The organism is Agriterribacter sp., from assembly GCF_035497235.1.
Classification (GTDB): domain Bacteria; phylum Bacteroidota; class Bacteroidia; order Chitinophagales; family Chitinophagaceae; genus Agriterribacter.
In genome coordinates, this window is record NZ_DATJEB010000043.1 from 22,203 (window position 1) to 48,357 (window position 26,155).

At 42.8% G+C, this 26,155-nt stretch carries 21 protein-coding genes; 11 read left to right on the forward strand and 10 right to left on the reverse strand.

Translation table 11 applies throughout. The features are described from left to right. Window positions 1-174 precede the first annotated feature (174 nt). The 3 genes from VL121_RS15325 to VL121_RS15335 all read left to right on the forward strand — a co-directional run bounded on the left by VL121_RS15325 (window position 175) and on the right by VL121_RS15335 (window position 5,087). On the forward strand, window positions 175-2,973 hold the full coding sequence (locus VL121_RS15325) for a TonB-dependent receptor (RefSeq protein ID WP_325406872.1): 2,799 nt from the start codon (window positions 175-177) through the stop codon (window positions 2,971-2,973). A 36-nt stretch (window positions 2,974-3,009) separates the two neighbouring features. Next, window positions 3,010-4,410 carry a hypothetical protein gene (locus VL121_RS15330; RefSeq protein ID WP_325406875.1) on the forward strand — a complete coding sequence of 467 codons (1,401 nt, stop codon included), beginning with the start codon at window positions 3,010-3,012 and terminating at the stop codon, window positions 4,408-4,410. A gap of 155 nt (window positions 4,411-4,565) precedes the next feature. Beyond that, complete coding sequence (locus VL121_RS15335) at window positions 4,566-5,087, forward strand: toxin-antitoxin system YwqK family antitoxin (protein ID WP_325406878.1); 522 nt, start codon at window positions 4,566-4,568, stop codon at window positions 5,085-5,087. A gap of 141 nt (window positions 5,088-5,228) precedes the next feature. On the opposite strand, the gene VL121_RS15340 is transcribed toward VL121_RS15335, so the two are convergent. Continuing rightward, the gene (locus VL121_RS15340; RefSeq protein ID WP_325406882.1) at window positions 5,229-5,516 is read right to left on the reverse strand and encodes a cell division protein ZapA; all 288 of its coding nucleotides are present in this window, start codon (window positions 5,514-5,516) and stop codon (window positions 5,229-5,231) included. A gap of 119 nt (window positions 5,517-5,635) precedes the next feature. On the opposite strand from VL121_RS15340, the gene VL121_RS15345 reads away from it, so the two are divergent. Beyond that, window positions 5,636-5,890, forward strand: a complete 255-nt coding sequence (locus tag VL121_RS15345; RefSeq protein WP_325406886.1) for a hypothetical protein — start codon at window positions 5,636-5,638, stop codon at window positions 5,888-5,890. Here VL121_RS15345 and VL121_RS15350 read toward each other — a convergent pair whose 3' ends face one another. Both VL121_RS15350 and pheT read right to left on the reverse strand, forming a co-directional pair. After that, entirely contained in the window at window positions 5,891-6,181 is a 291-nt protein-coding gene (locus VL121_RS15350) for a hypothetical protein (RefSeq protein WP_325406889.1), read from the reverse strand. Between the two features lie 25 nt (window positions 6,182-6,206). Next, the gene (gene pheT / locus VL121_RS15355) at window positions 6,207-8,636 is read right to left on the reverse strand and encodes a phenylalanine--tRNA ligase subunit beta (RefSeq protein WP_325406892.1); all 2,430 of its coding nucleotides are present in this window, start codon (window positions 8,634-8,636) and stop codon (window positions 6,207-6,209) included. Between the two features lie 509 nt (window positions 8,637-9,145). Between pheT and dnaB the strand changes: the two genes are divergently transcribed. The 7 genes from dnaB (at window position 9,146) to VL121_RS15390 (ending at window position 17,489) form a co-directional block, all read left to right on the forward strand. Next, a complete protein-coding gene (dnaB, locus tag VL121_RS15360) occupies window positions 9,146-10,708 on the forward strand; it encodes a replicative DNA helicase (protein ID WP_325406896.1) in 1,563 nt (520 codons plus the stop codon). A gap of 11 nt (window positions 10,709-10,719) precedes the next feature. Continuing rightward, window positions 10,720-11,424, forward strand: coding sequence for an RsmE family RNA methyltransferase (locus VL121_RS15365; RefSeq protein WP_325406900.1), 705 nt, complete (start codon window positions 10,720-10,722; stop codon window positions 11,422-11,424). A gap of 23 nt (window positions 11,425-11,447) precedes the next feature. After that, the gene (gene dinB / locus VL121_RS15370) at window positions 11,448-12,593 is read left to right on the forward strand and encodes a DNA polymerase IV (protein ID WP_325406904.1); all 1,146 of its coding nucleotides are present in this window, start codon (window positions 11,448-11,450) and stop codon (window positions 12,591-12,593) included. 81 nt (window positions 12,594-12,674) lie between these two features. Next, a complete protein-coding gene (locus VL121_RS15375; protein ID WP_325406907.1) occupies window positions 12,675-13,310 on the forward strand; it encodes a peroxiredoxin in 636 nt (211 codons plus the stop codon). Between the two features lie 211 nt (window positions 13,311-13,521). Further along, window positions 13,522-15,885, forward strand: coding sequence for a TonB-dependent receptor (locus tag VL121_RS15380; protein WP_325406910.1), 2,364 nt, complete (start codon window positions 13,522-13,524; stop codon window positions 15,883-15,885). 7 nt (window positions 15,886-15,892) lie between these two features. Continuing rightward, window positions 15,893-16,960 (forward strand): DUF4249 domain-containing protein, encoded by a 1,068-nt coding sequence (locus tag VL121_RS15385; protein WP_325406913.1) that lies wholly within the window; start codon window positions 15,893-15,895, stop codon window positions 16,958-16,960. Window positions 16,961-17,084: 124 nt separating this feature from the next. Beyond that, window positions 17,085-17,489 carry a hypothetical protein gene (locus VL121_RS15390; RefSeq protein WP_325406916.1) on the forward strand — a complete coding sequence of 135 codons (405 nt, stop codon included), beginning with the start codon at window positions 17,085-17,087 and terminating at the stop codon, window positions 17,487-17,489. Window positions 17,490-17,556: 67 nt separating this feature from the next. Here the strand turns inward: VL121_RS15390 and pyrF are convergent, their stop codons facing one another. The 7 genes from pyrF to atpB form a co-directional block, all read right to left on the reverse strand. Then, window positions 17,557-18,360: an orotidine-5'-phosphate decarboxylase gene (gene pyrF, locus VL121_RS15395; protein WP_325406919.1), complete on the reverse strand. Its 804-nt coding sequence runs from the start codon at window positions 18,358-18,360 to the stop codon at window positions 17,557-17,559. A gap of 117 nt (window positions 18,361-18,477) precedes the next feature. Further along, window positions 18,478-21,624: an Ig-like domain-containing protein gene (locus VL121_RS15400; protein ID WP_325406921.1), complete on the reverse strand. Its 3,147-nt coding sequence runs from the start codon at window positions 21,622-21,624 to the stop codon at window positions 18,478-18,480. Window positions 21,625-21,923: 299 nt separating this feature from the next. Beyond that, a complete protein-coding gene (gene atpA / locus VL121_RS15405) occupies window positions 21,924-23,501 on the reverse strand; it encodes a F0F1 ATP synthase subunit alpha (RefSeq protein WP_325406924.1) in 1,578 nt (525 codons plus the stop codon). A gap of 58 nt (window positions 23,502-23,559) precedes the next feature. Then, window positions 23,560-24,123, reverse strand: coding sequence for an ATP synthase F1 subunit delta (gene atpH, locus VL121_RS15410; RefSeq protein WP_325406927.1), 564 nt, complete (start codon window positions 24,121-24,123; stop codon window positions 23,560-23,562). 74 nt (window positions 24,124-24,197) lie between these two features. Then, window positions 24,198-24,707 carry a F0F1 ATP synthase subunit B gene (atpF, locus tag VL121_RS15415; RefSeq protein WP_325406930.1) on the reverse strand — a complete coding sequence of 170 codons (510 nt, stop codon included), beginning with the start codon at window positions 24,705-24,707 and terminating at the stop codon, window positions 24,198-24,200. Window positions 24,708-24,795: 88 nt separating this feature from the next. After that, entirely contained in the window at window positions 24,796-25,008 is a 213-nt protein-coding gene (gene atpE, locus VL121_RS15420) for an ATP synthase F0 subunit C (protein ID WP_152269873.1), read from the reverse strand. A gap of 30 nt (window positions 25,009-25,038) precedes the next feature. After that, a complete protein-coding gene (gene atpB / locus VL121_RS15425; RefSeq protein ID WP_325406933.1) occupies window positions 25,039-26,148 on the reverse strand; it encodes a F0F1 ATP synthase subunit A in 1,110 nt (369 codons plus the stop codon). Window positions 26,149-26,155: the final 7 nt, after the last annotated feature.

Sequence of the window (26,155 nt, forward strand, 5' to 3'; positions counted from 1 at the left end):
TCATTTGCTACCGGCTCCTGATTTCAAGAGTTAATAATTTCTTAACATGCGGGTTTTTTATTCCACATTTTTATACCTGTTGTTAATATTCCGGTAATCCAGGAGCAACATATTGATAACCTTGCATTCATCATGAGTTAACACAAGGGCTATTCCTTTGCTGAAAATTCAGGTATGCAAAGAACGCTTAGCAGTTGTGTGTTATTTATTTTCATACTGTCCTTTTCATTTATTCAGGCGCAAACCATTCCTTTAACAGGTAAAGTAATAAATGAAAAGAATGAGCCGGTTTCGGGCGCAACCATAAAAGTTGCTGCTGCAGGTGGAACGGTTACCGATATAGAAGGCCGCTACATTATATCGCTTTCTCCCGGCACTAAGTACGCTTTCATTATTTCTGCTGTGAGCTATACGGAAAAAAGCATTACAGATGTGGAAGTGCTGCCCGGTGTTCCCAATGAATTGAATATTATACTTGAACCGGCGGCAAAAAGCCTCGAAACAGTAGTTGTTACAGCCACTAAAACCAATGCACGCCGCGAAACGGTAAATTCGATCATCGCGTTTCAAAAAAACACGAACACTGTTGCTTCCGTAATTTCAGCGGAAAGCATCCGCCGTTCTCCGGATAAAAATACGGGGGAAGTATTAAAAAGAATTCCCGGAGCCAGTATACAGGAAGGGAAATACCTTATTGTAAGGGGGCTAAGCGACCGGTATAATACAGCGCTTTTAAACGGCGTACAGTTATCTACTACCGAACCCGATAGAAAAACCTTTTCCTTCGATATTTTCCCTTCTTCCATGATTGATAACATAGTGATCAATAAGGCTTTTGTTCCCGAATATCCCGGCGAGTGGGCCGGAGGGCTGGTGCAGGTAAATACGAAGGATATTCCCTCTGCTGATTTTCTTTCTGTGCAGGCAGGCACTGGTTTTAATACCCAAACAATTGGTAAAGATTTTTATACCTATAATGGAGGACGCACTGACTGGTTAGGGATTGATGATGGAACCAGGGCATTGCCTGATCATTTTCCTACCAAAACAAATTTCCAGGCATTAACCGATGCGGGAAAAACAAACCTGGCCAAAAGCATAGCTACCAACTGGTCTGTGCATAAAGGCAAGGCGCCGCTTAATGCTTCTTTTCAGCTCAATGGCGGATTTAACGCAAAGCTTTTCAAAAAAGACTTTGGAGCTATCCTGGGGCTAACCTACAGCCGCTCCGGCCGGAACATGGATTTTGATAATGGTTTTTATAGTTTTAATAATAACCAGGGTTCCCTGTTATTTGATTACAACAGCCATAAATACAGCAACGATGTGCTGGCGGGCGTATTGGCTAATTTTTCTATTAAATTAAACAGGAACAATAAGATCAGTTTAAAGAATATCCTGAATATAAACGCATCTGACTATACCACTTTAAGAACAGGCACTGATTATGAGCAGGACCCGGTATTGGGAGAAAATATCCGCGCCAGGGAACTTGCTTTTCGCTCTAATACATTTTTTAATACGCAACTCATCGGAGAGCATAATATCGCTTCCCTTCGTTCTAAAATTAACTGGTATGGTAGTTTTAATATCCTCGATGGGTATATACCCCAGCAGCGCAGGGTTCAGTACAATCAATCAAAAGAGGAGCCCAATGCCCCTTATAATTTGCTGATCGGCGAATCCAAATCCCAGAAAACAGGCAGTGTATTTTATTCCATGTTGTCGGACTATATTTACAATGCAGGAGGCGATATAACAAACCGGTTCATGCTGTTTGGACAAAACCAAACCGTAAAAGCGGGCTATCTCTTCCAGGTAAAAGACAGGCTCTTCGATTCAAGGCCTTTTTCCATATACCTGGTAGATGGAACTTCTCCATTACGTCTGCAGAATGAAGACCAGGTATTTAACGAAGCGAATTTTGATGCCGGCGATCCGAGGAAGTTTAAGTTTGATGAAATTATTGGTAAACAATACCGGTATATGGCCAATAGTATTTTGAATGCCGGGTACCTGCAGTTCGATAATCAATTCAGTTCGTGGTTAAGAGTGGTTTGGGGTGCAAGGTATGAGCATTTTGACCAGTTGGTGGGAAGCGTAAAACAAAATGACGAGCGCCATGCACATATCAAACAAGGCGACCTGCTCCCCGCTGTTAATTTTACTTTTAAGCTGAACTCAAAAACAAATATCCGTTTATCGGGTTCCCAAACCATTATTCGTCCCGAGTTTCGCGAACTCACCAATTTTGCCTTCTACGATTTTGAATTAGGCGCGGCGGTTATTGGTTCCAGTTCACTTAAACGAACCAAAGTAACTAATATTGACCTCAGGTATGAACTATATCCGCGTGCAGGAGAAATGGTAACCTTAGGCGTGTTCTATAAGTATTTTAAAAATCCTATAGAATTATATTTTAACCAGTCCGGCGTAGCTACCAATACTTTTAATTTTTTGAATGCAGAGGAAGCAACGGGTTATGGAATTGAATTTGATTTTCGTAAAAAGCTTGATTTCGCTCATGCACTCAGGAACTTCACTTTCCAGGGCAATCTTTCCTATATCTTTAATAAGGTCAATGATCCCAACGTAAAAATTGACAGGCCCATGCAGGGGCAATCGCCTTACGTTATCAATGGATCACTGCAATATGATATAGAAAAAGCGGGAATAAGCACAACACTGCTTTTTAACCAGATTGGCCGCAGGATTTTGTATGTGGGTAATGAACAGGTGCCTGAAATATGGGAAGATTCCCGCCCGCTTCTTGATTTCCAGATAGCTAAAAAAGTGCTTAATAATAAAGGCGACATCCGCCTGAATATATCCGACATATTCAATAAAAAGGCATACTTCTATCATGATGTAGATAAAAGTAAGAACCTGAAGCTGGGCTCTTCAGACGTAGTAGCCATAAGCAGAAATTATGGAACCACTGTCAGCATTTCTTTTGGATACAGCATTAAATAAAAACCGCACATTTTAAAAATCAACAAATACAGGAATATGAAAAAGATATTAGCATTTGCAGTTCTGGGCGTACTGGTAACTGCCGGTTGCCGTAAAATTGAAGTAGACGGTAGCATTAAAGGAGGTGATGGTGGAACGCCGGGTGAAACTACTGTTCTTTCGGGTAAGATTAATGCAGACAAAACGCTGAAAGAAGGCGTGTCGTACAAGTTAAGAGGGATAGTATACGTGGTAGATGGCGCTACTTTAACAGTTGAAGCAGGCGCAAGGATTGAAGGAGAAAAAGCTACCCGGGGCGCATTAATTATTACCCGTGGCACTAAGCTGATTGCTAACGGAACAAAGGAAAAACCTATTGTATTTACATCGGATGCCTCAACGCCTTCTGCCGGCGACTGGGGAGGTATTGTATTGCTGGGACGCGCAAAAACAAACAATTCCTTTAACGGTACTACAGGTATTGGAGAAATTGAAGGCGGTGTTAACAACGCAGACGGGTTAGGACTATATGGCGGAGCGGATGATGCAGATAACTCCGGCTCACTGCAATATGTGCGAATAGAATATGCAGGATACGCTTTTCTCCCCGATAAAGAATTGAACTCACTTACTTTTGGTGGCGTAGGTAATGGCACTACTATTGATTATGTGCAGGTAAGCTATGCATTAGATGATGCTTTTGAATGGTTTGGCGGTACCGTAAACTGCAGCCATTTAATTGCCTATAAAACATTAGACGATGATTTTGACAGCGATAACGGCTACCGTGGAAATGTGCAGTTTGGTATAGTGCTGAGGGATTCATCCCGCGCCGACATTTCAAAAGTAGAAGCGTTTGAAAGCGACAATGATGCCAACGGCAGTGATTTAACTCCTCAAACCGCGCCGGTATTCAGTAATATAACGGCTATAGGGCCCCGTGAAAAAGCAAACAATACCGGCAATAGTTTATATAATGCAGCCGCACAATTAAGGCGGAATACCAGCACTTCTATCTTCAATTCTGTTATAATGGGTTGGCCTACCGGCTTGCTGATTGATGCCAGTAAAGGAACGCCTGTTCAGGGAAATATTACGGCAGGAAAACTGGTAATCCAGAATACAACCATTGCCGGTTGTGCGGCGCCCACTAAGTTCGCTGATAACACCGGCACCGCAACAGGATGGACGAATGCCGATGTGAGCAACTGGTTTGGTACCGCTGCATATAATAATGAGATACTGGCTGAAAACGGGGAAGTGAAGCTTGCGGCCGCGTTTAATTATGCCAATCCTGATTTTACACCGCTGGCCGGATCGCCTTTGCTGAACTCCGCCAGTTTTACGTACGCTAAGGTGGCCAGTGGGTTTACGCCTGTTACTTTCAGAGGCGCGGTAGGCGCTGCGGGTACGCCTGAAGGGGAGTGGTGGAAAGGCTGGACATCTTTTGTTAATTAAAACAATAGGTTAACGTGCGTTTTGGATGTTCGGAAATGAAAACCGGTTTGTTAATGTTGCTGTTTCTATGTGTTTTAGTAACGTCCAAAACGCAAGTTATATTATACAAGCAATAAGCAGCCTTTTACAGGGCTGCTTTCTTATACTTTTATTGTATGAAATTTTTTATATTTCCTGTTGTAGCGGCGATATTGGTTATGGGTTGTAAAAACACAGTAAATCATTTACCTCCCGGAATCAGTAAAACAGATAAGGTATTCTTTGATGCTATACGGCATAACAGCGATACCGGTTTTACCCGGATAATTGGTGCGGGGGAATTTTACAGTGCAGAACAATACTATTCCCGCAAAGATAGCCTTGTTTCTAAAATCATGAAGGATACCGCGGGTAATATAACCGGCTTTGTACAGTTTCGTAAAAATATTAGAACAGCTTACGCAGAATATTATGCCAATGGGCAATTGAAAGGTAAATTGCAACTCAACAGCCAGGGTAGCTTTGAAGGACCCGCAATGTATTATTATGAAGATGGAAGCATAAAGAGTGAAGGGGTGTACAGCCTGGGGTTCTTTTCGGGAAAGTGGAAGCATTATGCGCACGGAGGAGCGATGGTTTCAACAGACGAGTATGATGCCGGCGGGCAGTTGATCCATTCCGTTACGGTTAAACGCTGACGGGGATTTGACTGAACAATTAAGCCATTTTTGAGGTTGATGTTTGATAAAATATGTGGCTCTTTAAAAGCGCCAATACACAGGCATAGCCCGTTGAAATAATAGCAGCCCGGAAACGTATGTATGCTGCCGGCCGGCGTATTATAGCCCAAGCGTTTTATTCAGTTGCCCTTCTATTTTTGAAAGCGCTTCCGTAACGTCCTTTTCCAAAACCGTTGATTTTCCGCTCTGTAGCTGGGTTGCATACCATAGCAACACCATAGATACATAGTCCTGCATATCTTTACCTGCAAATTCCGTTTTAAATTCAATGACCTTATCATTAATGATTTTGATGGTTTTTCTTACCTGTTCTTCATCTTCAGGCGCTACTTTAATCCTGTACGTTCTGTCGCCAATACCGATATTAATAGCTATGAGCGTTTGCATATGCTGAATATTAGTGTTAAATTTATTCACAGTTTATCAACAGTAAGTTGATTTTATTGCGTTATAGTAAAAATAACTCCCGGCAATTAATAAAATCTAAAACCGAAAAACCATCCCCAATGTTTGCAAAACTAAAATCCCTGATTTTTATTGACACCCTGATTTTTGAACTAAGCGATGCTACTGCTTCCTCTTTAAGGGCCGTACTTAAGGACGATAAAGGAAGAGTGTGCAGCATGTTTGAAACGGAAGTAGTGCCGGCGCAAACCTCTTTTTGCTGGGATGGTTTGAACGATTTACCCTATGGCGTGTATACGCTGGAACTGTCGGGAGGAAAAGAGGAGCAGCACATGCGACTGGTAAAAAGAATTTAACTATTGATTTCCCAGCAAAGCAATACATTGATCAATTTCTTTAATATAGGTATTAATCCGTTTCTCCAGCTCCGATTTAACTTCCTGTCCTGCCTGTCCAGAGGAAATTTTCGCTATCTCCACCTGTTGTTGTAACCCTGCCGCTTTTTCCTTCATGTTTTGCTCACTCGCCTTTATTTGTTCCAGGTCCTGCTTTAGCCTGTCATTTTCTTTTACCAATGTATGATATTGTTTGAGCAGCAATTGCAGCTTTTCGTTTACCCGGCTAATATGTTCATTAAGGTGGCTCATGCAAACACAGCAAAAAAGGTATAGTTTATTTTCTTATTTCTGCCGGTAACTCCTGTTCAAAGGTATGCATGATCTTTTGCATCATGCCGTCAATTTCATTATCCGTCAGTGTTTTTTCGTTATCTAAGAATGTCAGGTTGATGGCAAAAGATTTTTTCCCGGCGCCCAGCTTGTCGCTTTCAAATACATCGAATAGTTTTACAGCCTGCAGTTTTTTTATGTTTGTATTTTTAACAGCCTGCTCTACTTTTTCATAAGGCAGTTGTTTATCCACCACAATGGCAAGGTCGCGCTGAACTGCCGGGAACCTCGGTATTTCGGTGTATCCGGATTGTTGTTTTGACGCGTGGTGGTATATTTTTTCCCATTCTGCTTCAGCATACCAAACCTGTTGCTTAATGTCGAATTGTTTTACAACCGATGCGTCTGCCAGCCCCAGTGTTATTACCGTGTCGGTATGGATACGTATTTGCAATCCGTATGTAAGGTGCGGAACTGTGGTGGGCTGTAACTGGTAATGGGATAAGCCCGCAGCATGCAAAATGCTTTCAGCAATTCCTTTCAGGTAGTAAAAGTCGCTTTTATCTTCCCCCGCTTTCCAGGAGGCTTCTTTTATCATTCCGGTTATATACAGGCATAATTTCTCCTTTTCTTTGTATTGTCCAACTCCGCCGGTATGGTAGGTTTTTCCAAATTCAAACAGGCGGAGATTATTATTTTTACGGTTAATATTGTGGGCCAGGCATTCCAGCCCGGTTTCCAGCATGGAGGGCCGCATAATATTTAATCCGGCACTCAGGCTGTTCAGCATTTTTACCGAGGTTCGCAATGTAGCTTCATCAAAATAGGCGCTGTTGGTAATAGCGTTTGTAAATATTTCATTGAAACCGTTGCCCGCCAGGTAATGAGCAATTTTTTCTTTTAATGCTTCCTGGTAAGCGATGGTTTCTACAGAGGGGCTGATGGTAATGCTGCCGGGGATGGCTACATTGTCGTAGCCGTCAATCCGCATAATTTCTTCCACAATATCGGCGGGTAGTTCAATGTCGGGCTTGCTGAAAGGAGCGGCTACCCGTATTTTATCCGTGTCTTCCTGTATTACCTCAAATCCTGAATGCGTTAGTATTGTTTTTACCGTATCGGGAGGGTAACTTTTGCCGCTTAGTTTTTTGAGATACTGATGAGTAAGAATGATCTGTTTTTTTTCTTTGGGATCGGGGTATACATCCGTTATATCCGATGCTATTGTTCCACCTGCCAGTTCTTTTATCAGTAATGCCGCTCTTTTTAGCACGGTTACCGTATTGCTGATGTCTGTTCCTTTTTCAAAGCGGGCAGCGGCATCGGTGCGTAAATTATGCCGGAAGGAGGTTTTGCGGATAGTAACAGGATTAAACCATGCACTTTCTATAAAAATATTTTTGGTGCCGGCGGTTACGCCACTATGCAGGCCCCCAAATACGCCACCAAAGCACATCGGTTCGCCATTGCCGTTGCATATCATCAGGTCACCGGCGTGCAGCTTTCTTTCTTTTTCATCTAAAGTGATGAAAGGAGTGCCTTCGGGCAGGTTTTTTACAATGATGGCATTCCCTTTTACCTGGTCTGCATCAAAAGCATGCAGCGGCTGGCCTGTTTCATGTAATATGAAATTAGTAATATCTACTATATTACTGATAGGACGTAATCCCACAGCCCTGATGCGCCGCTTTAGCCATTCAGGACTTTCTGTAATGGTTACATTTTCTATAAGAACGCCGCTATATCGTTCACATGCTTTCTGGTTTTCTATTTTTACTTCAATAACAGCGCCCTGCCTGTCTTTCTTAAAATGATTGTTATAGGGGTATTTAACCGGGTAATCTTTCCTGTCGTGAACGCTCAGGTAAGCGCATATGTCTTTAGCAACGCCCAGGTGGCTCATAGCATCCATACGGTTAGGCGTAAGTCCTATTTCATAAATCCAGTCGCTTTGCAGCCGGAAATAATCCGCCGCCGGCGTGCCGGGTTTTGCATCATCGCGCAAAACCATTATGCCATCGTGGCTGTCGCCAAGCCCTAATTCATCTTCAGCGCAAATCATTCCATAGCTTTCTGTACCCCGTATAGTGGCTACCTTCATGATAAGCGGCTGGCCTTTAGAGGGGTAAATAGTGACTCCAACAGGCGCTACCACTACCTTTTGACCGGCAGCAACATTGGGCGCGCCGCACACAATCTGCAACGGTTCTTCTGCACCTGTATCTACCCTGGTTAGCCTAAGTTTATCGGCGTTAGGATGTTTTTCTGTTTCCAGCACTTCTCCTATCACCAGTCCTTCCAAACTGCCTTTTACGTCTTCAACCTGTTCAAAATTTTCCACTTCCAGGCCCAGGGAGGTCAATATAACAGCTAATTTTTCAGGGGTAATATTTACCGGTAGATATTCGCGGAGCCAGTTGTAACTGATGGTCATATAATGATTACTTCTTTTTCAATTTCAATACCAAAATATAAAGTGGCGGCAAAGATAATTAAATTGCGCCGCGCGCTGAAAAAGCCTGTAAGTCCATACTGTTATTTTAATAGGCCGGCCAAAAAATTCATACTGAATTGTTTCGCACAAGCGGTGTGCATTATTTCCCTTATCGGCAATACTTTTTCGGTAAATTGTGTATAAATGGAAAATAAAAGTGGAAAACCCTGTTAAACAGGTGTAAAAGCATGTTGGTATAAATTAATAAAAAAAAGTAGAGTTGTAATTTGGTTATCAAAAATCAATGGTATTAAATTCGCCTTCCTGACGCAGTTGGTAACATTCCGGTAATAATGCATTAACATTAGCATCAATCATACAGGAGTATAAGCATCGTTCCATACAATTCGGCTAATTCGGGGAAGTGAAGTATGCAGGTTGTATAAGCGGATACTATACTGTTGACAGGCAGCCAGCGTATAACAGATTACTATATATAAAAGCATTTAATGGATCATCTTACTAATCTTAATAAAGACCGTAAAGCCCGCCGAAAAAGTTCCCTCGACCTGAGTTCAATGGTATACGGTAAAGTACCGCCACAGGCACGCGACCTGGAAGAAGCGGTACTGGGAGCTATTATGCTGGAAAAATCAGCCTTTGATACGGTGATTGAAATATTAAAACCCGAGTGTTTTTACGTAGACGCGCATCAGCGTATTTTCCGTGCTATGCAAAGCCTGGCACAAAAGAGCATGCCCATTGACCTGCTTACGGTGGTGGAAGAATTAAGAACAAAGGAGGAGCTGGAACTGGTGGGCGGACCTTATTATGTAACCAAACTTACCAATGCGGTGGTATCTTCTGCAAACGTAGAAACCCATTCCCGCATTATACTTCAGAAATTCATTCAGCGCGATCTTATCCGCATCAGCGGTGAAGTGATCAGCGATGCGTATGAAGATTCAACCGATGTGTTTGATTTGCTGGATGAGGCGGAAAGCAAGCTTTTTGAAATCACCAATAATCACCTGCGCAAAAACTTCGACAGTATTGATACCGTATTGGTAAAAACCATACAACGGATTGAAGATATGCGTAACCGGCAGGAAGATATAACCGGTGTGCCCAGCGGCTTTCCTTCTTTAGACCGGATAACCTACGGATGGCAGCCTACCGACCTGGTTATTCTGGCAGCTCGTCCATCGGTGGGTAAAACAGCTTTTGCGCTTAACCTCGCCCGTAATGCAGCCCTGCATGCTACCAAGCCTTCACCCATTGCTTTTTTTAGTCTTGAAATGAGCGCCGGACAGTTGGTGCAGCGTATTTTAAGCGCCGAAAGCGAGATATGGCTCGAGAAAATTGCCCGTGGTAAAATGGAGGAACATGAAATGCAGCAGTTATACCGTAACGGTATTCAACGTTTGCAAAATGCGCCCATTTTTATAGATGATACGCCGGCGCTGAATATTTTTGAATTAAGAGCCAAATGCCGGCGGTTAAAAAATAAGCATAATGTAAGCCTGGTTATTATAGATTATTTACAGTTAATGAGCGGTACAGGCGATAAACGAAGCTCCAACCGCGAGCAGGAGATCAGTACCATTTCAAGAAACCTGAAAGGACTGGCAAAGGAACTGGGCATACCCATTATAGCGCTGAGCCAGTTGAGCCGTGAAGTAGAAAAACGGAAGGAAGGCGATAAAATGCCGCAATTGAGCGATCTGAGGGAGTCGGGCGCCATTGAGCAGGATGCCGACATGGTTATGTTTTTATATCGCCCGGAATACTACAATATTACCGCCAACGAATTTGGCGAAAGTAATAAAGGTGAAACGCATGTGCGTATAGCCAAACATCGTAATGGTACGCTCGAAACCATTAAACTCCGGGCCCTATTGCATATTCAGAAATTTACGGAAATGGAAAGCGATGATTTTGGAGGTATGGGAGCGCCCCAGGGCAACTGGAAACCCGTGCCAGGCGATGGAGCAGATAATAACGCCCGTTTGTTTATTCAAAAGGGCAGCAAAATGAATGACGGACAATTTGATGATGAAGCGCCGTTTTAAAAAATTAAGTTATGGCGCTTCCCTTTTTTTATGCTGAAGATATATCATCCTCCGGCGCTGTACTTGCGTTAGATGAGGCTACAGCCAGGCATGTAAGCCAGGTATTGCGTATGAAAAAGGGCGATAGACTTTGTCTCACAAATGGCAGGGGAAAAAAAGTTACGGCAAGGATAGAAGAGCAATATAAAAAAGGGTGCAGTGTGTATATTGAAGACGAATCAGATGTTCCTGTGCGGCAGCCCCGGGTTACCATTGCCATCTCGCTGCTTAAAAATGCATCCCGGTTTGAATGGTTTCTTGAAAAAGCTACTGAAACAGGCGTTAGTTCAATCATTCCGCTTATTTGCGAAAGAACGGAACGGATCCATTTTCGTATGGAAAGAATGAAGAATATTCTGGTAAGCGCTATGCTGCAAAGCCAGCAATGCTGGTTGCCCGAATTGCCCGAACCTGTGCGTTTTACAGAATGGATCAGTGGGGCAGCCGGCGTTAATAAGTATATTGCTCATTGCTTAGATACAGCTAAAAGCGGGCTTGCCGGGGCGGCGGCGCTTGCCGGGGATAAGATAGTTTGTATAGGCCCGGAAGGCGATTTTACGCCTGCGGAAGTTGATATGGCAATACAGGGCGGCTTTGAGCCTGTAAGCCTTGGTAATACGCGCCTGAGAACGGAAACTGCAGGCATAGCCGCGGCTATATTGTTGCGAATGCAGTAAATTACATTTCTTTTCTTTCAGCCATGTCTCAGCCACGCACTATAGCACATTTCGACCTGGATGCATTTTTTGTATCTGTGGAATGTATCAATAATCCTTCGCTGAAGGGCAGACCGCTGATTGTTGGAGGAAGTAAGGAAAGAGGCGTAGTGGCGGCCTGCAGTTACGAAGCCCGCAAATATGGGATCCATTCTGCCATGCCAATGGCTACGGCCATGCGGTTATGTCCGCAGGCAACAGTAGTGAAAGGAACCAGGGGCGAGTACAGCAAATATTCCAGGTGGGTTACCGAGATTATAGCAGAAAAGGCACCCTTATTTGAAAAAGCCTCCATTGATGAATTTTATCTTGACCTTACCGGCATGAACAGGTATTTTAATCCCTGGCAATGGACCATTGACCTGCGGCAGGAAATTATTGATAAAACGGGTTTGCCTATCTCCTTTGCGCTGGCACCTAATAAGATGATCGCTAAAATGGCAACCAATGCGGCTAAGCCCAATGGTTATATGCAGGTGAAACCTGGTATGGAAGAGGAATTTCTCTCACCTTTACCCGTTAATGCTATCCCCGGCATTGGAAAGCAAACCTACCAGCATCTATTGGTTATTGGTATACAAACTATTGGAGATATAAGCAGCCGGAAGTTATCAGACCTGGAATTTTTGCTGGGTAGCTATGGGCCGGAACTCTGGAATAAAGCCCGGGGGATTCATCACGGAGAGGTGGTTCCTTATTATGAAGCTAAATCTGTTTCTACCGAAAATACGTTTGAAGTGAGCAGCACCGATATGGATTTTATTATGAGTGAACTGGTACGTATGACAGAGCGTATAGCCCATGAACTGAGGCAGGATGATAAAATGGCTGGTTGTATAGCCGTAAAGATCAGGTATCCCGATTTTGAGACTACATCGCGCCAAATGGCTATTCCCTATACCTGCTATGATGATGAACTTATACCGGCGGCTAAGGCGCTTTTTCATAAGCTTTACCGGAAGGGGCAGCCTGTTCGTTTGCTGGGCGTAAGATTAAGTGAGTTCACCGGCGAAGCCAGGCAAACCAATCTTTTTGAAAACAGTGAAAAGAAGGCGGACCTATACAATGCTATAGATGCCGTTAAAGACAGGTTTGGTAAAGATGCCATAGCCCGTGCAAGAACAATTTAATTTTTTTTAACTCTATAGTCCACTAAAATGGTAGGAAAAGAATATCTTTGCAATCCTTTTATAACTTTTAAATGATCTATTATGAGTTTGCGTTTAGGTGATATTGCGCCAAATTTTACCGCCGAAACAACCGCGGGTAAAATTGATTTTTACGAATTTCTCGGCGATGGCTGGGGCGTTTTGTTTTCCCACCCTGCCGATTTCACTCCTGTTTGCACTACTGAGCTGGGTAAAACCGCTTTATTGCAGGATGAGTTTGCGAAGCGTAATGTGAAGGTGCTGGCGGTAAGTGTTGATTCGCTGGATAAGCATATTGGATGGGTGAAAGATATTAATGAAACACAAAATACGGATGTTCGGTTTCCGATTATTGCCGATCCTGAAAAGAAAGTAGCTACCGCTTATGGAATGATTCATCCCAACGCGTCTGAAAACTTTACCGTACGTTCTTTATTTGTTATAGGACCCGATAAAAAAGTGAAACTAACGATCACCTATCCTGCATCAACCGGCCGGAATTTTCATGAAGTATTGCGCGTTATTGATTCCCTGCAATTAACCGCTAACTACAGTGTAGCAACTCCGGCAGACTGGAAGCCAACTGAAGATGTGATTGTTGTTCCTTCTATTTCGAATGAAGATGCGGAAAAGAAATTTCCCAAGGGTGTGAAGATTATAAAACCTTATTTGCGGTATACACCCCAGCCTAATTTGTAATGTAATTTTTCCCGGGTTAACAAAACCGGGCTATTTTTTGAATCACAGAAGCTCCGGGACACGAAAATGGAATATACTATTATTACGTGTCTTCCTGCTTCTGTGTTTTTTTGCCTGCATATCCCATTTTTGTTGCATGAGTTGCGGGTATATGCTATTTACCGCTATGCAACAGGATATTTAATACCTTTAGTATTACCACTCCTGATTTATGCGGTATAATGTTTTTGCTATAGCTCCAATCCTTTACGTGCTTATACTCCTGTCTGTTTCCACATCAGCACAAAATACCCTATCAATAAAAGGGCAGGTTATAGACTTTGATACCCGGCTTCCGCTTTCGGGTGTAAGCGTGTCCAGTAAAAAAAGCAAAACAGGCGTTACTTCAAATGAAAGGGGAGCCTTTATACTGGGAATAATTATTGATGAACAGGAACTATTTTTTTCATACCTCGGGTATAAAACCTTTTCGTTAACCGTTTATCCGCTTGAAGATACCCTGCTGCACATAGCGCTGAAGCGTAACCCGCCGGATGAACTTCCCGAAATACGGGTGGCCTCGCGCAACAGGAAAGCCAACGTTGCGGATTTGGAGATGAGTACGGTAACGGTTAGCGTTGCCCGGTTAAAAAAAACGCCATTGGTTTTTGGGGAGTCGGATATTATTAAGATGCTGAGCCTCGCCGCCGGCGTAACTACTACAGGGGAGGGCGCGGGAGGCTTTAATGTGCGGGGAGGAAATGCCGATCAGAACCTGGTGTTATTGGATGAAACACCTTTGTTTAATACTTCACACCTGCTTGGCTTTTATTCGGCTATAAGTCCCGAAGCGGTGCGGGATTTTACTTTGTATAAGGGAAGTATACCGGCCCGGTATGGAGGAAGAGTTGCCTCGCTGCTTGCCCTGGATGCAAGAAATGGAAATGATTCGGCTGTTAGGTTTACAGGCACTGTAAGTCCCGTCAGCGGTAAATTCTTCGCGGATGGCCCTGTAGGAAAAAAAATAAACTTTCTTATAGGCGGAAGAGTTGCTTATCCAAAGGTGATGATGAACATGTTTAAAGGCGATATAAAAAAGAGCAATGCTTTTTTTTATGATGGTATTGCCAAACTTTCATACAACCCAGATCTCAACAGCAAACTGAGCCTTACTTTATACAGGAGCTATGATTTTTTTAAATTCCCTGAGGATACTTCTTACCACTGGCAATCCAACCTTGCGGTCCTGCAATGGAAAAGTAAAATACAAAACATAAACTACCAGGTTATTGCTAACTACAGCGCTTTTATTTCCGATATCCGGGGTAACAGGGAAAAATATGAATTTAACCTGCGTACAGCAATAGATCAGAAAGAAGTGAAGCTTAATTTTAGCGCCCGGGTGCATCGCAATGCAACATTTTCATGGGGTGGCAGTACTGCTTATTACAGCATTAATCCGGGTAGCAATAGCCCCCGTGCCGCCAGTTCGGTGATCAATACATTTGCCATGCAAAAAGAAACAGGCAATGAATTGGCCGGGTATATCAATAATGAGTGGAATATTTTTTCAAACCTGGCTATACAGGCAGGAGTGCGATATGCTTCGTTCAGCTATAAAGGGCCGCATAGTGTTTATGTATATGAAGCCGGCTATCCCATGTCTAAAGAAACCATTTATGATACTCTTATCTATACTAAGGGGAAGATAATTAAACGATATGGCGGCTGGGAACCGCGGGTAGCTGTTAATATTGGGCTCGACAGTAATACCTCCCTAAAGCTGAGCTATAACAGGAGCCGCCAATATCTCCACCTGGTATCCAATACGATTGCTATTACGCCGGTTGATTACTGGAAAATGAGCGGACCCTATACGCCTCCGCAACTTGGTGACCAGGTTGCAGCAGGCATTTTTAGGAATTTTAATAATGATATGTTTGAAGCTTCCGCAGAAGTATATTATAAGAAAGTTAAAAACCTGGTTGAATATAAGAAGGGTGCAATGCTTATATTAAATCCATATATCGAATCAGACTTATTGCCGGCTAACGGAAAAGCTTACGGCATTGAAGTTTCGGCAGAAAAGGCCAGTGGTATTTATACAGGGCATGTGGCTTATACCTGGTCAAGGTCATTACACAGAGTAATAACAGCCTTTCCTTTAGAAATGGTGAATAACGGGGCATATTACCCGTCTAATTTCGATCGGCCGCATAATTTGTCGTTCACCGGAAGGATACTTTTAGGCAAAGGTTGGAGCTTTGCCACTAATTTCGTTTATATAACCGGAAGACCATCCAGTTTCCCGGATGGAAATTATGTAATCAATGATATAGTGATACCGGATTATTCTATGCGTAATAAAGACAGGCTCCCTGATTATCACCGGCTGGATGCAGCTTTTTCCTATGATTCAAGACGATACGCCGCGCAAAAAAAATATAGTGTGATTAATATTTCCCTGTATAATGTTTATGCCCGTAAAAATCCTTATTCACTGTACTTTAAAAAAGCGGGACAGGGATTATACGCTTACCGGCTTACCGTATTGGGAACGATTATACCTTCGATAACCTGGAACTACAATTTTTAAAACGCATATGGTTAAATTCTGCTGGTTACCATATTCTATTTTAGGGTTTATTTTTGTCTTTTTTTTTACTGCCTGTGAGCAGGAGGTGGAGGTTCCTATAAGACGCGTTACGCCCAGGCTTGTGGTAGAAGGAAGCATTACAACAGATCCGCCTCCCTATACGGTAAAGCTTATGTATTCCGGTCAATTTACACATACCAATGCTATTCCCGGTGAGTTGTATATTAACGATGCTGAAGTTATATTAAGCGATAATGCAGGCGGAAGCACTTCATTTACCAGAACAAGTAATGGTTTTTATGAAAGTACAGACATGGATTTCAGCGGTGAAACAGGTAAAACATACCAGCTTACGATAAAGCTCTCCGATGGAAATACATTTCAATCGAAGCCCGAAACCATTTTTCCTGTTCCTGCTATTGATTCCCTGAGTGTGGAGGTTGATCCCATGTATACGGCAAGAACACCAACCGGTTTCCTGGTATATGCCAATACCAATGATCCTGCAACGCCCGGTAATTATTACCGGTGGACTGCTGAAAGTATGCTGCCGCGAAAAGCTACAGGAGTGTCCTGTGGTTTTTATTGTAAAATTGGTGAGTATTGCAGACAGCTCCGCAGGAGCAGTGCGATTAATGTATTGTCCGATCAGTCTCTGAATGGGAAGCCTATCCTGCATCATTGGGTTCATCGCTCTCCTATATATTGGTTTGGCAGGCATTATATAGAAGTAAAGCAACTGTCGTTAAGCCGGGAGTCCTTTATTTTCTGGCAAAAGGTTGATGAGCAAACAGCCAGAACGGGAAGTATTTTCGACCCTTTGCCTGCTCCATTGGAAGGTAATATATACAACGTACATCGTCCTGATGAGCTGGCGCTGGGCTATTTTGGAGCCTCGGCGGTAAGTTATAAGAGAATTGTTATTGTGCCTATGTATTTGAAGGAACACCTGTTGCAGGGCATTACCGGCATTTTTATAGAAGAGGGCGATTGTTCCGTATTATATCCGGAGGCGGTGTATGACTTAGGTGCTCCGCCGGGTTGGGAAAACGAGGAGCGGTTAGTTGTTTATTAAATAGTGTATGATTTTTGTATGCAACTATAAAAAAAATAACCATGTTTTTTAATATTATAAATATTATTACCTAATTTTCTGCATCAATAAATCACTTCTTCAAACACAATAAATTCTAACAATCATGGCTAAAGCAAAGAAAAAAAGTGCCGTAAAAAAAGCAGCACCTAAAAAGGCAGTGCCTGCTAAAAAAGCGGTTAAGAAAGCAGCGAAAAAGGCAGCGCCTAAAAAGAAAGCTCCCGCTAAAAAGGCAGTAAAAAAAGCAGTACCTAAAAAGGCGGCACCTGCTAAAAAAGCGGCAAAGAAAGCGGTAAAAAAAGCAGCGCCTAAAAAAGCAGCACCTGCTAAAAAAGCAGTAAAGAAGGCTGCTCCGGTGAAGAAAGTGGCGAAAAAGGCAGCCCTCAAAAAGAAAGCTCCGGCTAAAAAACCGGTAGCTGCACCTGCTGCAGCGCCTGTGGTTTCTCCAACCCCGCCTTCTGCAGACACTCCTTCTTCATCTGAAGATAACGGAGGTTTATTCAGCCTGTAATATTCTTTCCCGGATAAATAAAGGAACAATATTTATACAGCGCAGCTAATAGGTAGTTGCGCTTTTTTTATTTTATATAGGCGCTCATCTCCCTTTGATATTGTGCTGCAATTGCCTTTGCTTCCGTGGCAAAATCTTCTTTTTTGCCGGCAAAAATAATAGCCCGTGAAACATTAATCAGTATACCGCAATCGTTATTCATGGCTTTATCAGAAATATCTTTCAGGCTGCCTCCTTGGGAACCAACGCCGGGTACCAGGAAAAAATGATGGGGTAATATGTTGCGGATATTAGTGAATTCATCAGCCTGTGTGGCGCCTATTACAAACATCAGGTTTTCCGGTGAGCCCCAGCCGGACACTGTTCGCAGTACTTTTTCGTATACTCTTTCTGTGCCGGTTTGCTGCAATTCAAAATCTCTGGCTCCGGGGTTGGAGGTAAGTCCTAATACAATGGTCCATTTGTTTTGGTATTCCAGGAAAGGGCGTACACTATCCTCACCCATATAAGGCGCTACGGTAATGGCGTCAAAATTTAAAACTTCAAAAAAAGCTTTGGCATATTGGGAAGAGGTATTGCCAATATCTCCGCGCTTGGCATCCGCAATGGTAAAATGGGTAGGAGGGATATAGTTCACTGTTTTTTCCATTGCTTCCCATCCCTTAATACCCTGGCTTTCGTAAAAGGCGGTATTTATTTTATAGCTTACGCAATAATCCCTGGTAGCGTCAATGACCTGTTTATTGAATTCAAAAACCGGGTCGGGCAGCGATAAAAGATGTTTGGGGATTTTAGTAATGTCTGTATCTAACCCTACACACAGGTAGGATTTTTTTAAATGAATTTGTTCTATAAGCGCTTTTCTTGTCATGCAGCGAAGTTAATAATGAAAATACACACAGGCATTCGATGTGGCGTTAGAAATTTCTCTTAAAAAAATATCCTCCCTGTTAAGAGAGGATATTATTGCCGGTCACTTGTTGTTGAGCTATCGTTTAATAACAATCCGCTCTCTTTCCCACCTGTCGCCTGTACGAACAAGTATAGTGTATATGCCTTCACTCAGGCGGCTTAGCTGGTTAAGTGTAATACTGTTCTGACCTGATGCTATCATCTGCTGTTCGTGTAACACTACTTTTCCGGTCATATCTAATAGCTGCAGCTCCATTGTACCGCGCAGCGCGGAGTAGAAGCTGATGTTTACGGAAAATGATGCCGGGTTAGGGCTGATCTTTAATTTTCCATTGTTTACTGAAGAAATACGTACCGTAAGAATATTACTGTATTTACTTACCCCGTCTTTGCTAATGACTTTAATACGATAATAAATAATGTTACTGTTCATATCAGTAGCTGCATCCTGGTAGCTGAATTTTACCGCTGCATTTTTAGGAACGGAACCCGTTACGGTGCCTATCTTTTTAAAATGGCTTCCGTCTTCGGATCGTTCCACCTCAAAATGGCTGATTAGTTCGGAAGTAATAATTCTCCAGTCAAGGTCTACCGAATAGGCGCGCTGCACGGCGCTGAACTGAAGGAAATCAACGGGCAGAATAACGCATGGTATAATGTTTATGGTTACCTGTGCACAGGCAGTAGTATTACAATCACCTTCCGCTCTTACATAATAGGTTGTAGTTTGTGCAGGCAGCACAGAGATCATATTGCCGGTGCCGATAAGCGTGTCGCCGCAACTGTTCCTGTACCATCTCCATACCGCGGTGGTGCCCAGTGATCCACCTTGTACCGTAAGGTTTACAGCATTGCCCGGGCAGGTAGTTTGAGCCGGTGAAGCGTCAATGCCTGCTGGTGCGGTTGACAGCGTTTTAGCTGCAAGCTGGAAGCTGCTGGATGTATACCGGCAATTTACATTACTGATACTGCCTGCAGCGGCTACAAGTACACGGTAGTATTTACCAATATCTGAAGGTTGCACTGGGTTGATGGTGTAATCTACACTGTTTGCACCTGAAATATCTGTCCAAGTAGAATTATCAGTACTTACCTGCCATTGATATTGCAGGGTTCCTGAAATCACTGTCGGATCGCTCAGCGCTGCGCTGAAGGTGGTTATGCCGTTGGTGCAACCGGCAGTATTGTTAACCGATACCGTAGGGGTAGGGTCGCATAAGCCAAATTGAATATCATCTATTGCGAGGTCGTTACCACAACCACCAGGCGCATTGTTGGTAATTTCAATAATGATTTGGGTAACCGGGTTGCCATTTACGGTTGCCGGCATTACGAACTTCATACCGTATTGTTCCCAGTTGGGGTTTATAATATCTGGCGTTGTGAGCGTGGTAATGATGAGTCCGGAGGCCGCATCCTTTACGGTAAAGGTAAGTTTGGGTTTCACTATTCCGCCAAAGGCATCACAAAAATTCGCATAGGTTGAATTAGAGATGTTGGATACGAAGGCGAATAATGAATATTTCAAATTACCACAGGAAATATTTATTTTATCACTGTAAACCTTATTTGATTTTACATCAGCATTCACTACCATCATTCTTCCGTTTGAGTTGCCGGTATGATCGGTACGACTGATCCAGCGTGTAGTGTTACCATTGCTGGCGTTATTAGTAAGCGCGTATTGTTCTACATCTAATGGCTGCGTGGTACTTCCTGTATAGTCAGTGGCTGCTGTACCCGCGGATCCCGTAGCTGCGGGTATGCTTGTAGTCATGGTGGTACCCGTTCCAAATTCCTGTTTATATAATATTTTGTTCAATGCCTCACAGGGGGGCATTTCGGCAGTGGTTAATACCACAAAAGGAGTGGGTTGATTCTCGCCCGGGTCATTGGGTTTAGCATTGTTATTCAGATCCGGGTTATCTCCATTAGTGGAGATGTCCAGCAGGGGCCAGTACGCATAACCATTACCTGAAGCTTTAGCATTGTTGTTATACACTTTTCCTATTTGAATACTACTCACTCTGAAAGATATCCGGATAGTAAAATGGTTGTTGGCCACAGGAACATTGGGTAATACTTGTAAAGTATCAAGTAATTTGGTATTAGTCCAACCATTATATAATGGATTAAGCGCTACACCTGCAGGGTTATCAATAAGCGTAACCGTAATGTTGGATGGGTTGTTTGCACCAGTAAAGGGTGAAGTGACGCCGTTACCTCTTAGCACATCGGTAACCTGCAGATTTTCTATTGGCCAGCCACCATAATTTTTCACAAAAATGTCGTAGCTCAAATTGTACTGTCCCGGAACACCGGTGGGGATAGCCGATGACAATTTTTTGGCAATACCAATACCCGAAATGATTTCAGTAAGGTCGTTACTCTGGTAACAGGGTGACTGATTGATAGCTGTTTTAGTACCGGTAAGGATATTAAGGTCCCAATATTTATTGTTGTTGTCAGCAGCTATGAGTTTACCCTCTGCAAAATTTAACCCAATGATTTGGTTACCGGATAAGTTGGCAATTAGTGTGGCGTTTAATGAATTAGGTGTGGCATAATCCTGATAGTTAACCGATATGTATTTATTGTCCCATACCATCAGCATCTTTCCGTCCGGACTAAGTGTAAGGTCTCCGTTTTGTGAAGTAATAGTGACTCCCGGAGGTAGTGTAATGTTTTTTTGCGGGCCAAAAGTACCATTAGTGAAATCAACAGTCCTTAATGCGATACCGTAAGGAGAAGAAGATCCTGTAAATATCAACTGATAACATAGCCCGCTGGGATCAAAGGCAAATCCGAGGATAGCTTTATTGCTATAAGTCTGAAAAACTGCTGTTCGTGGTGGACATCCACTGCCGGGGGTCCAACGCCAAACATAGGTATCTCCCCCGGTATAGCGGTAATAGTATAACATGTGGTCTGCCGGATTGAAAGAAATACCGGCGCCGTATATGCTGAACCCAGGACCTCTAAGGTCTGGAATACAATTCTCAAAATCTGTTAATGTTTGGGTAATACCGTTATATTTAAAAACATGTGCAGACCAGGTACTTGTTCCACCCCCGCAAGGCCTTCCAATGCTAACCGGCCATGAATGGGTAGCTGAATCTAATGGTGGTTGTGCATAGGTTGTAATGCAGAGGAAAGCCATGGTGATCACCAAGCTACTTTTTTGCCACCATAATTTTCGTGAAGGGTAGAAATGTATTTTCATATTGCCAGTATTTATGGCTTTCAAAAGGTTGGATAGTCTGAAAATGCGCTTCCTGAAACAAAGCTATTACGTGTAATCCCTTATACTTTTGCTATTCGATATATCTGCTCTTTTCTTCGACTAAAATTCCTGCCAGTTATCATATATCAACTGAATAATGGGATACACTTATTTTCGCTACGCTATAACGTATGCACCCCGGCTGAAAGTATATAAAGAAGCGTATTGAACTACTGTTAAAACGTAAACAGCCCCGGTAAAATTTACCGGGGCTGTTGTATAAAAATCAATATAATGGCTTACTTATATCTCGACATAAGCGCTTTTGCTATTTCCGTCATTTTCTTAACACCTTCTTCAGGCAGGTTGCCTCTTTTGAACTCATTAAGCACATCGGGTAATTTATTTTCCATTTCTATCAGAAATAATTCCTCAAATTCTTTTACTTTATTTACAGGTACATCCCTTAATAATCCCTGTGTACCCAGGTAAATAATGGCTACCTGCTTTTCCACCGAAAAAGGGGAATACTGCGGTTGTTTAAGGATTTCCACGTTACGGGCACCTTTGTCCAATACTAATTTGGTAGCAGCGTCCAGGTCGCCGCCGAATTTGGAAAAAGCTTCCATTTCGCGGTATAAAGCCTGGTCGAGCTTAAGCGTTCCCGCCACCTTTTTCATGGATTTGATCTGTGCATTACCACCTACACGGCTAACCGAAATACCCACGTTAATGGCCGGGCGGATACCTGCATTAAAAAGATTCGATTCCAGGAATATCTGCCCATCGGTAATGGAAATTACGTTAGTGGGTATATATGCCGATACGTCACCAGCCTGTGTTTCAATAATAGGGAGTGCTGTTAAGGACCCACCACCTTTTACAAGGTGCTTGATGCTATCGGGTACGTCATTCATGTTTTTGGCTACTGCGTCATCGCTGATCACTTTTGCGGCGCGTTCCAGCAGGCGGCTGTGCAGGTAAAACACGTCACCGGGGTATGCTTCACGGCCCGGGGGGCGGCGTAACAACAGGGATACCTCGCGGTAAGCTACTGCCTGTTTACTTAAATCGTCATATACGATCAGCGCCGGCCGGCCGGTATCGCGAAAAAACTCACCAATAGCCGCTCCTGCATAGGGTGCAAAGAATTGCTGCGGAGCAGGGTCGGAGGCGGAAGCCGCAACAATAACAGTATATTCCAAAGCGCCATTATCTTCCAGCGTTTTCATCACGTTGGCGATAGTAGAAGCTTTTTGTCCGCATGCCACATATATGCAATATACGGGCTTACCTGCCAGGTAAAATTCTCTTTGATTGATAATGGTATCAACGGCAATAGCCGTTTTACCTGTTTGCCGGTCACCAATGATCAGCTCACGCTGGCCGCGGCCAATGGGAATCATGGCATCAATAGCTTTAATACCTGTTTGCAATGGTTCCTTTACCGGCTCACGGTAAATTACACCTGGCGCTTTGCGTTCCAAGGGCATTTCAAACAGTTCGCCTGTAACAGGGCCTTTACCATCTATAGGGTTACCGAGTACATTAATTACACGACCAACCAGCCCTTCACCTACTTTCAGTGAGGCAATGCTACCGGTTCTTTTTACTTTATGTCCTTCTTTAATTTCGGACGATTCACCCATCAGTACCACGCCCACATTATCTTCTTCCAGGTTTAAAGCCACGGCTTTAACACCATTGTCAAATTCAACCAGCTCGCCGGCACGCACATTGTTTAAGCCGTAAATGCGGGCAATACCATCCCCCACCTGCAATACGGTGCCAATTTCTTCCAGGTCGGCGCCTGCATCAAAATTGCTTAACTGCTGCCGCAGTATCGCGCTTATCTCATCGGGCTTAATTTCTGCCATATCCTTTAATTTTTTGTATTATTGTTAATCAATTTTTATATTAAACAGGCGGTATTGTTTACCTGATATTCTTTACATATATATTGCTTCTGAACTGTTTTTGGATATCTTTTAGATCCCTTAGTATACTGGCATCTACTAATTTATTATCAAATTCCAGTACAAAGCCTCCTATCAGATCTTCTTTCACCACTGTTTCCAGCTCTATTTCCGGAAGCGCAGCGTCTGCTTTTACTTTTTGCATAATGGCTTTTTGCAATGCTTCACTTATGGGTTCCGCAGTAATTAATTTTACTTTATGAATGCCTTTGATGGTATGGTACTGATCAATAAATGCGTTTATGATTTCGGGTAAAATGCTTTCCCTGCCTTTTTGTATCAGTAATTTATTAAATGCTGCAGTAAGCACTCCCACTTTATCCTTAGTAATAGCATCTAAAATGCTGTTTTTTTTATCTGCATTTATTACAGGGCTGCGCATGAGGGTTACAAACTCGCGGCTTTGGCGGCAAACAGACTGTAAAAAAATAATATCGGCGTATGCCTCTTCCAGTTGATTGCGCTCCTGCGCTAAATCAATCAAGCTTTTGGCATATCTTCCGGCTAAACGTGGTTGGAGCATTGTATTAATTTGAAAATTTGAAAATTTGAAAATCTAAACTGAAGATTGCTTCACATGATTTTCATTCTCAAAATTTAGTTCAGTTTAATTTCGCTGGTCAGTTGCTTTATATAATTCTCCTGTTCCGGTTTATTTGATAATTCGCGGCGCAATATCTTTTCTGAAACCTCTACCACCATGTTGCCCACCTGGTTTTTCAGGTCAATTAAAGCGGCCATTTTCTGATTTTCAATTGCCTGTTGCGTATCTCCCATGATTTTAACAGCCGCTTCTTTAGCCTGTTCCTTGGCTTCATTAATCATTTTATCCTTTATTTCTTTGGCTTCTTTTAATATCTGCGCTCTTTCTTCGCGGGCCTGCACTAATAATATTTCGTTATCGCTTTTTAGCTGTGCCATTTCCGCTCTTACTTTTTCGGCCGTGGCCAAAGAATCGTTAATTCCCTGTTCTCTTTCACTAATGGCTTTCATAATAGGTTTCCATCCAAATTTGCCTAACACAAACAGGAGGATCAGGAATGCCAGTGCTGACCATATCATTAATCCGGGATCGGGAAGCACCAGGGGGTTTATTTCTAATAACATATAATATGCTTTATGCTGAATAAAAATGTACGTTAAAGGTACAGACCTCTTCGCCCTGTGCTAAAGGTCTGTACAAAATGAAATTTGTTTAGCCATTGCCAAGCAGGGCAACAACCACTGCAAACAAGGATACCGCTTCTACCAACGCCGCAGCAACAATCATGTTGGTACGGATTTCATTGGCAGCTTCCGGCTGGCGGGCAATACCTTCAACGGCGCCCTTACCAATTTGGCCGATACCGATACCTGCACCAATGGCTGCTAAACCTGCACCTATTGCAGCAACACTTCCTACTACCATTTTTTAATATTTAAAAGTGAATAAAAACGATTATAATACCAGATCCTGTTCATGATGCTCTTCAATGGCCATTCCAATATATAATGCCGATAACATCGCAAAAATAAAAGCCTGGATAAAACCTACCAGCAATTCAATAACGCTTATAAAAACCGTAAAAGGAACCGCCATTGCCGATGCCGCCACAGCTTTAAAAATAAAGATGAGGGAAACTAAGCTCAATACTAGTATATGCCCGGCTGTAATATTGGCAAACAACCGGATGGTCAGCGAAATGGGTTTTATAAAAACGCCCAGTAATTCAATAGGCATCAAAAATATTTTCATAGGTGTGGGCAGCCCCGGCATCCAGAAAATATGTTTCCAGTAATCTTTCTTCCCGTTAACATTTACAATCACAAAGGTGAACAGCGCAAGGGTAAAAGTAAAAGCGATATTGCCACTCAGGTTGGCGCCACCCGGGAAAAAAGGAACCAATCCCAGCAGGTTATTGATCCATATAAAAAAGAATATGGTAAGGAGGAATGGCATGAACCGTGGCGCGTGATGTCCCAGGTAAGGTTTACCCACCTCATCTCTTATAAATATGATGACAGGCTCAATGAACGACTGAAAACCCTTTGGAGCGGATGTAACGCCTGTTTTTGTGTAGGCCCTGGCTACTCCCAGGAAAATAATAATGAGCAGGAAAACAGTAATGAACATGGAAACTACATTCTTGGTAATGGAAATGTCAAAAACTTTTTTAGACGCTTCCGCATTTACACTGCCATCCGCATTCATTATTTTAATCTTCCCTTCCATTAATTTGTAGGGATAGTTGCCATTATACACTGCCGGCTGATGATGCTCATCTGATAATTTGGAAGAGGAAAACACTTCAAAGCCTTTATCTGTTTTTAAAATAACAGGCAGGTGTATAGCAGTATGACCCCATAAATGCCAGCTATGATGATCCCGTATATGATCTAAAATAGTACCTGCAACATCAAAATCTCCCTCTTCTTTTTGACCTGCATTGTGCTGCTGTTCTGTAACCCCGTTATTAGCTGCACCTTGTGCAACAGATGCATTATAATAAAAGGCTATACATATACTGAAAGCCGCCACCAATAAGGACTTTAGGCATTTTGAAGACATGGTTACC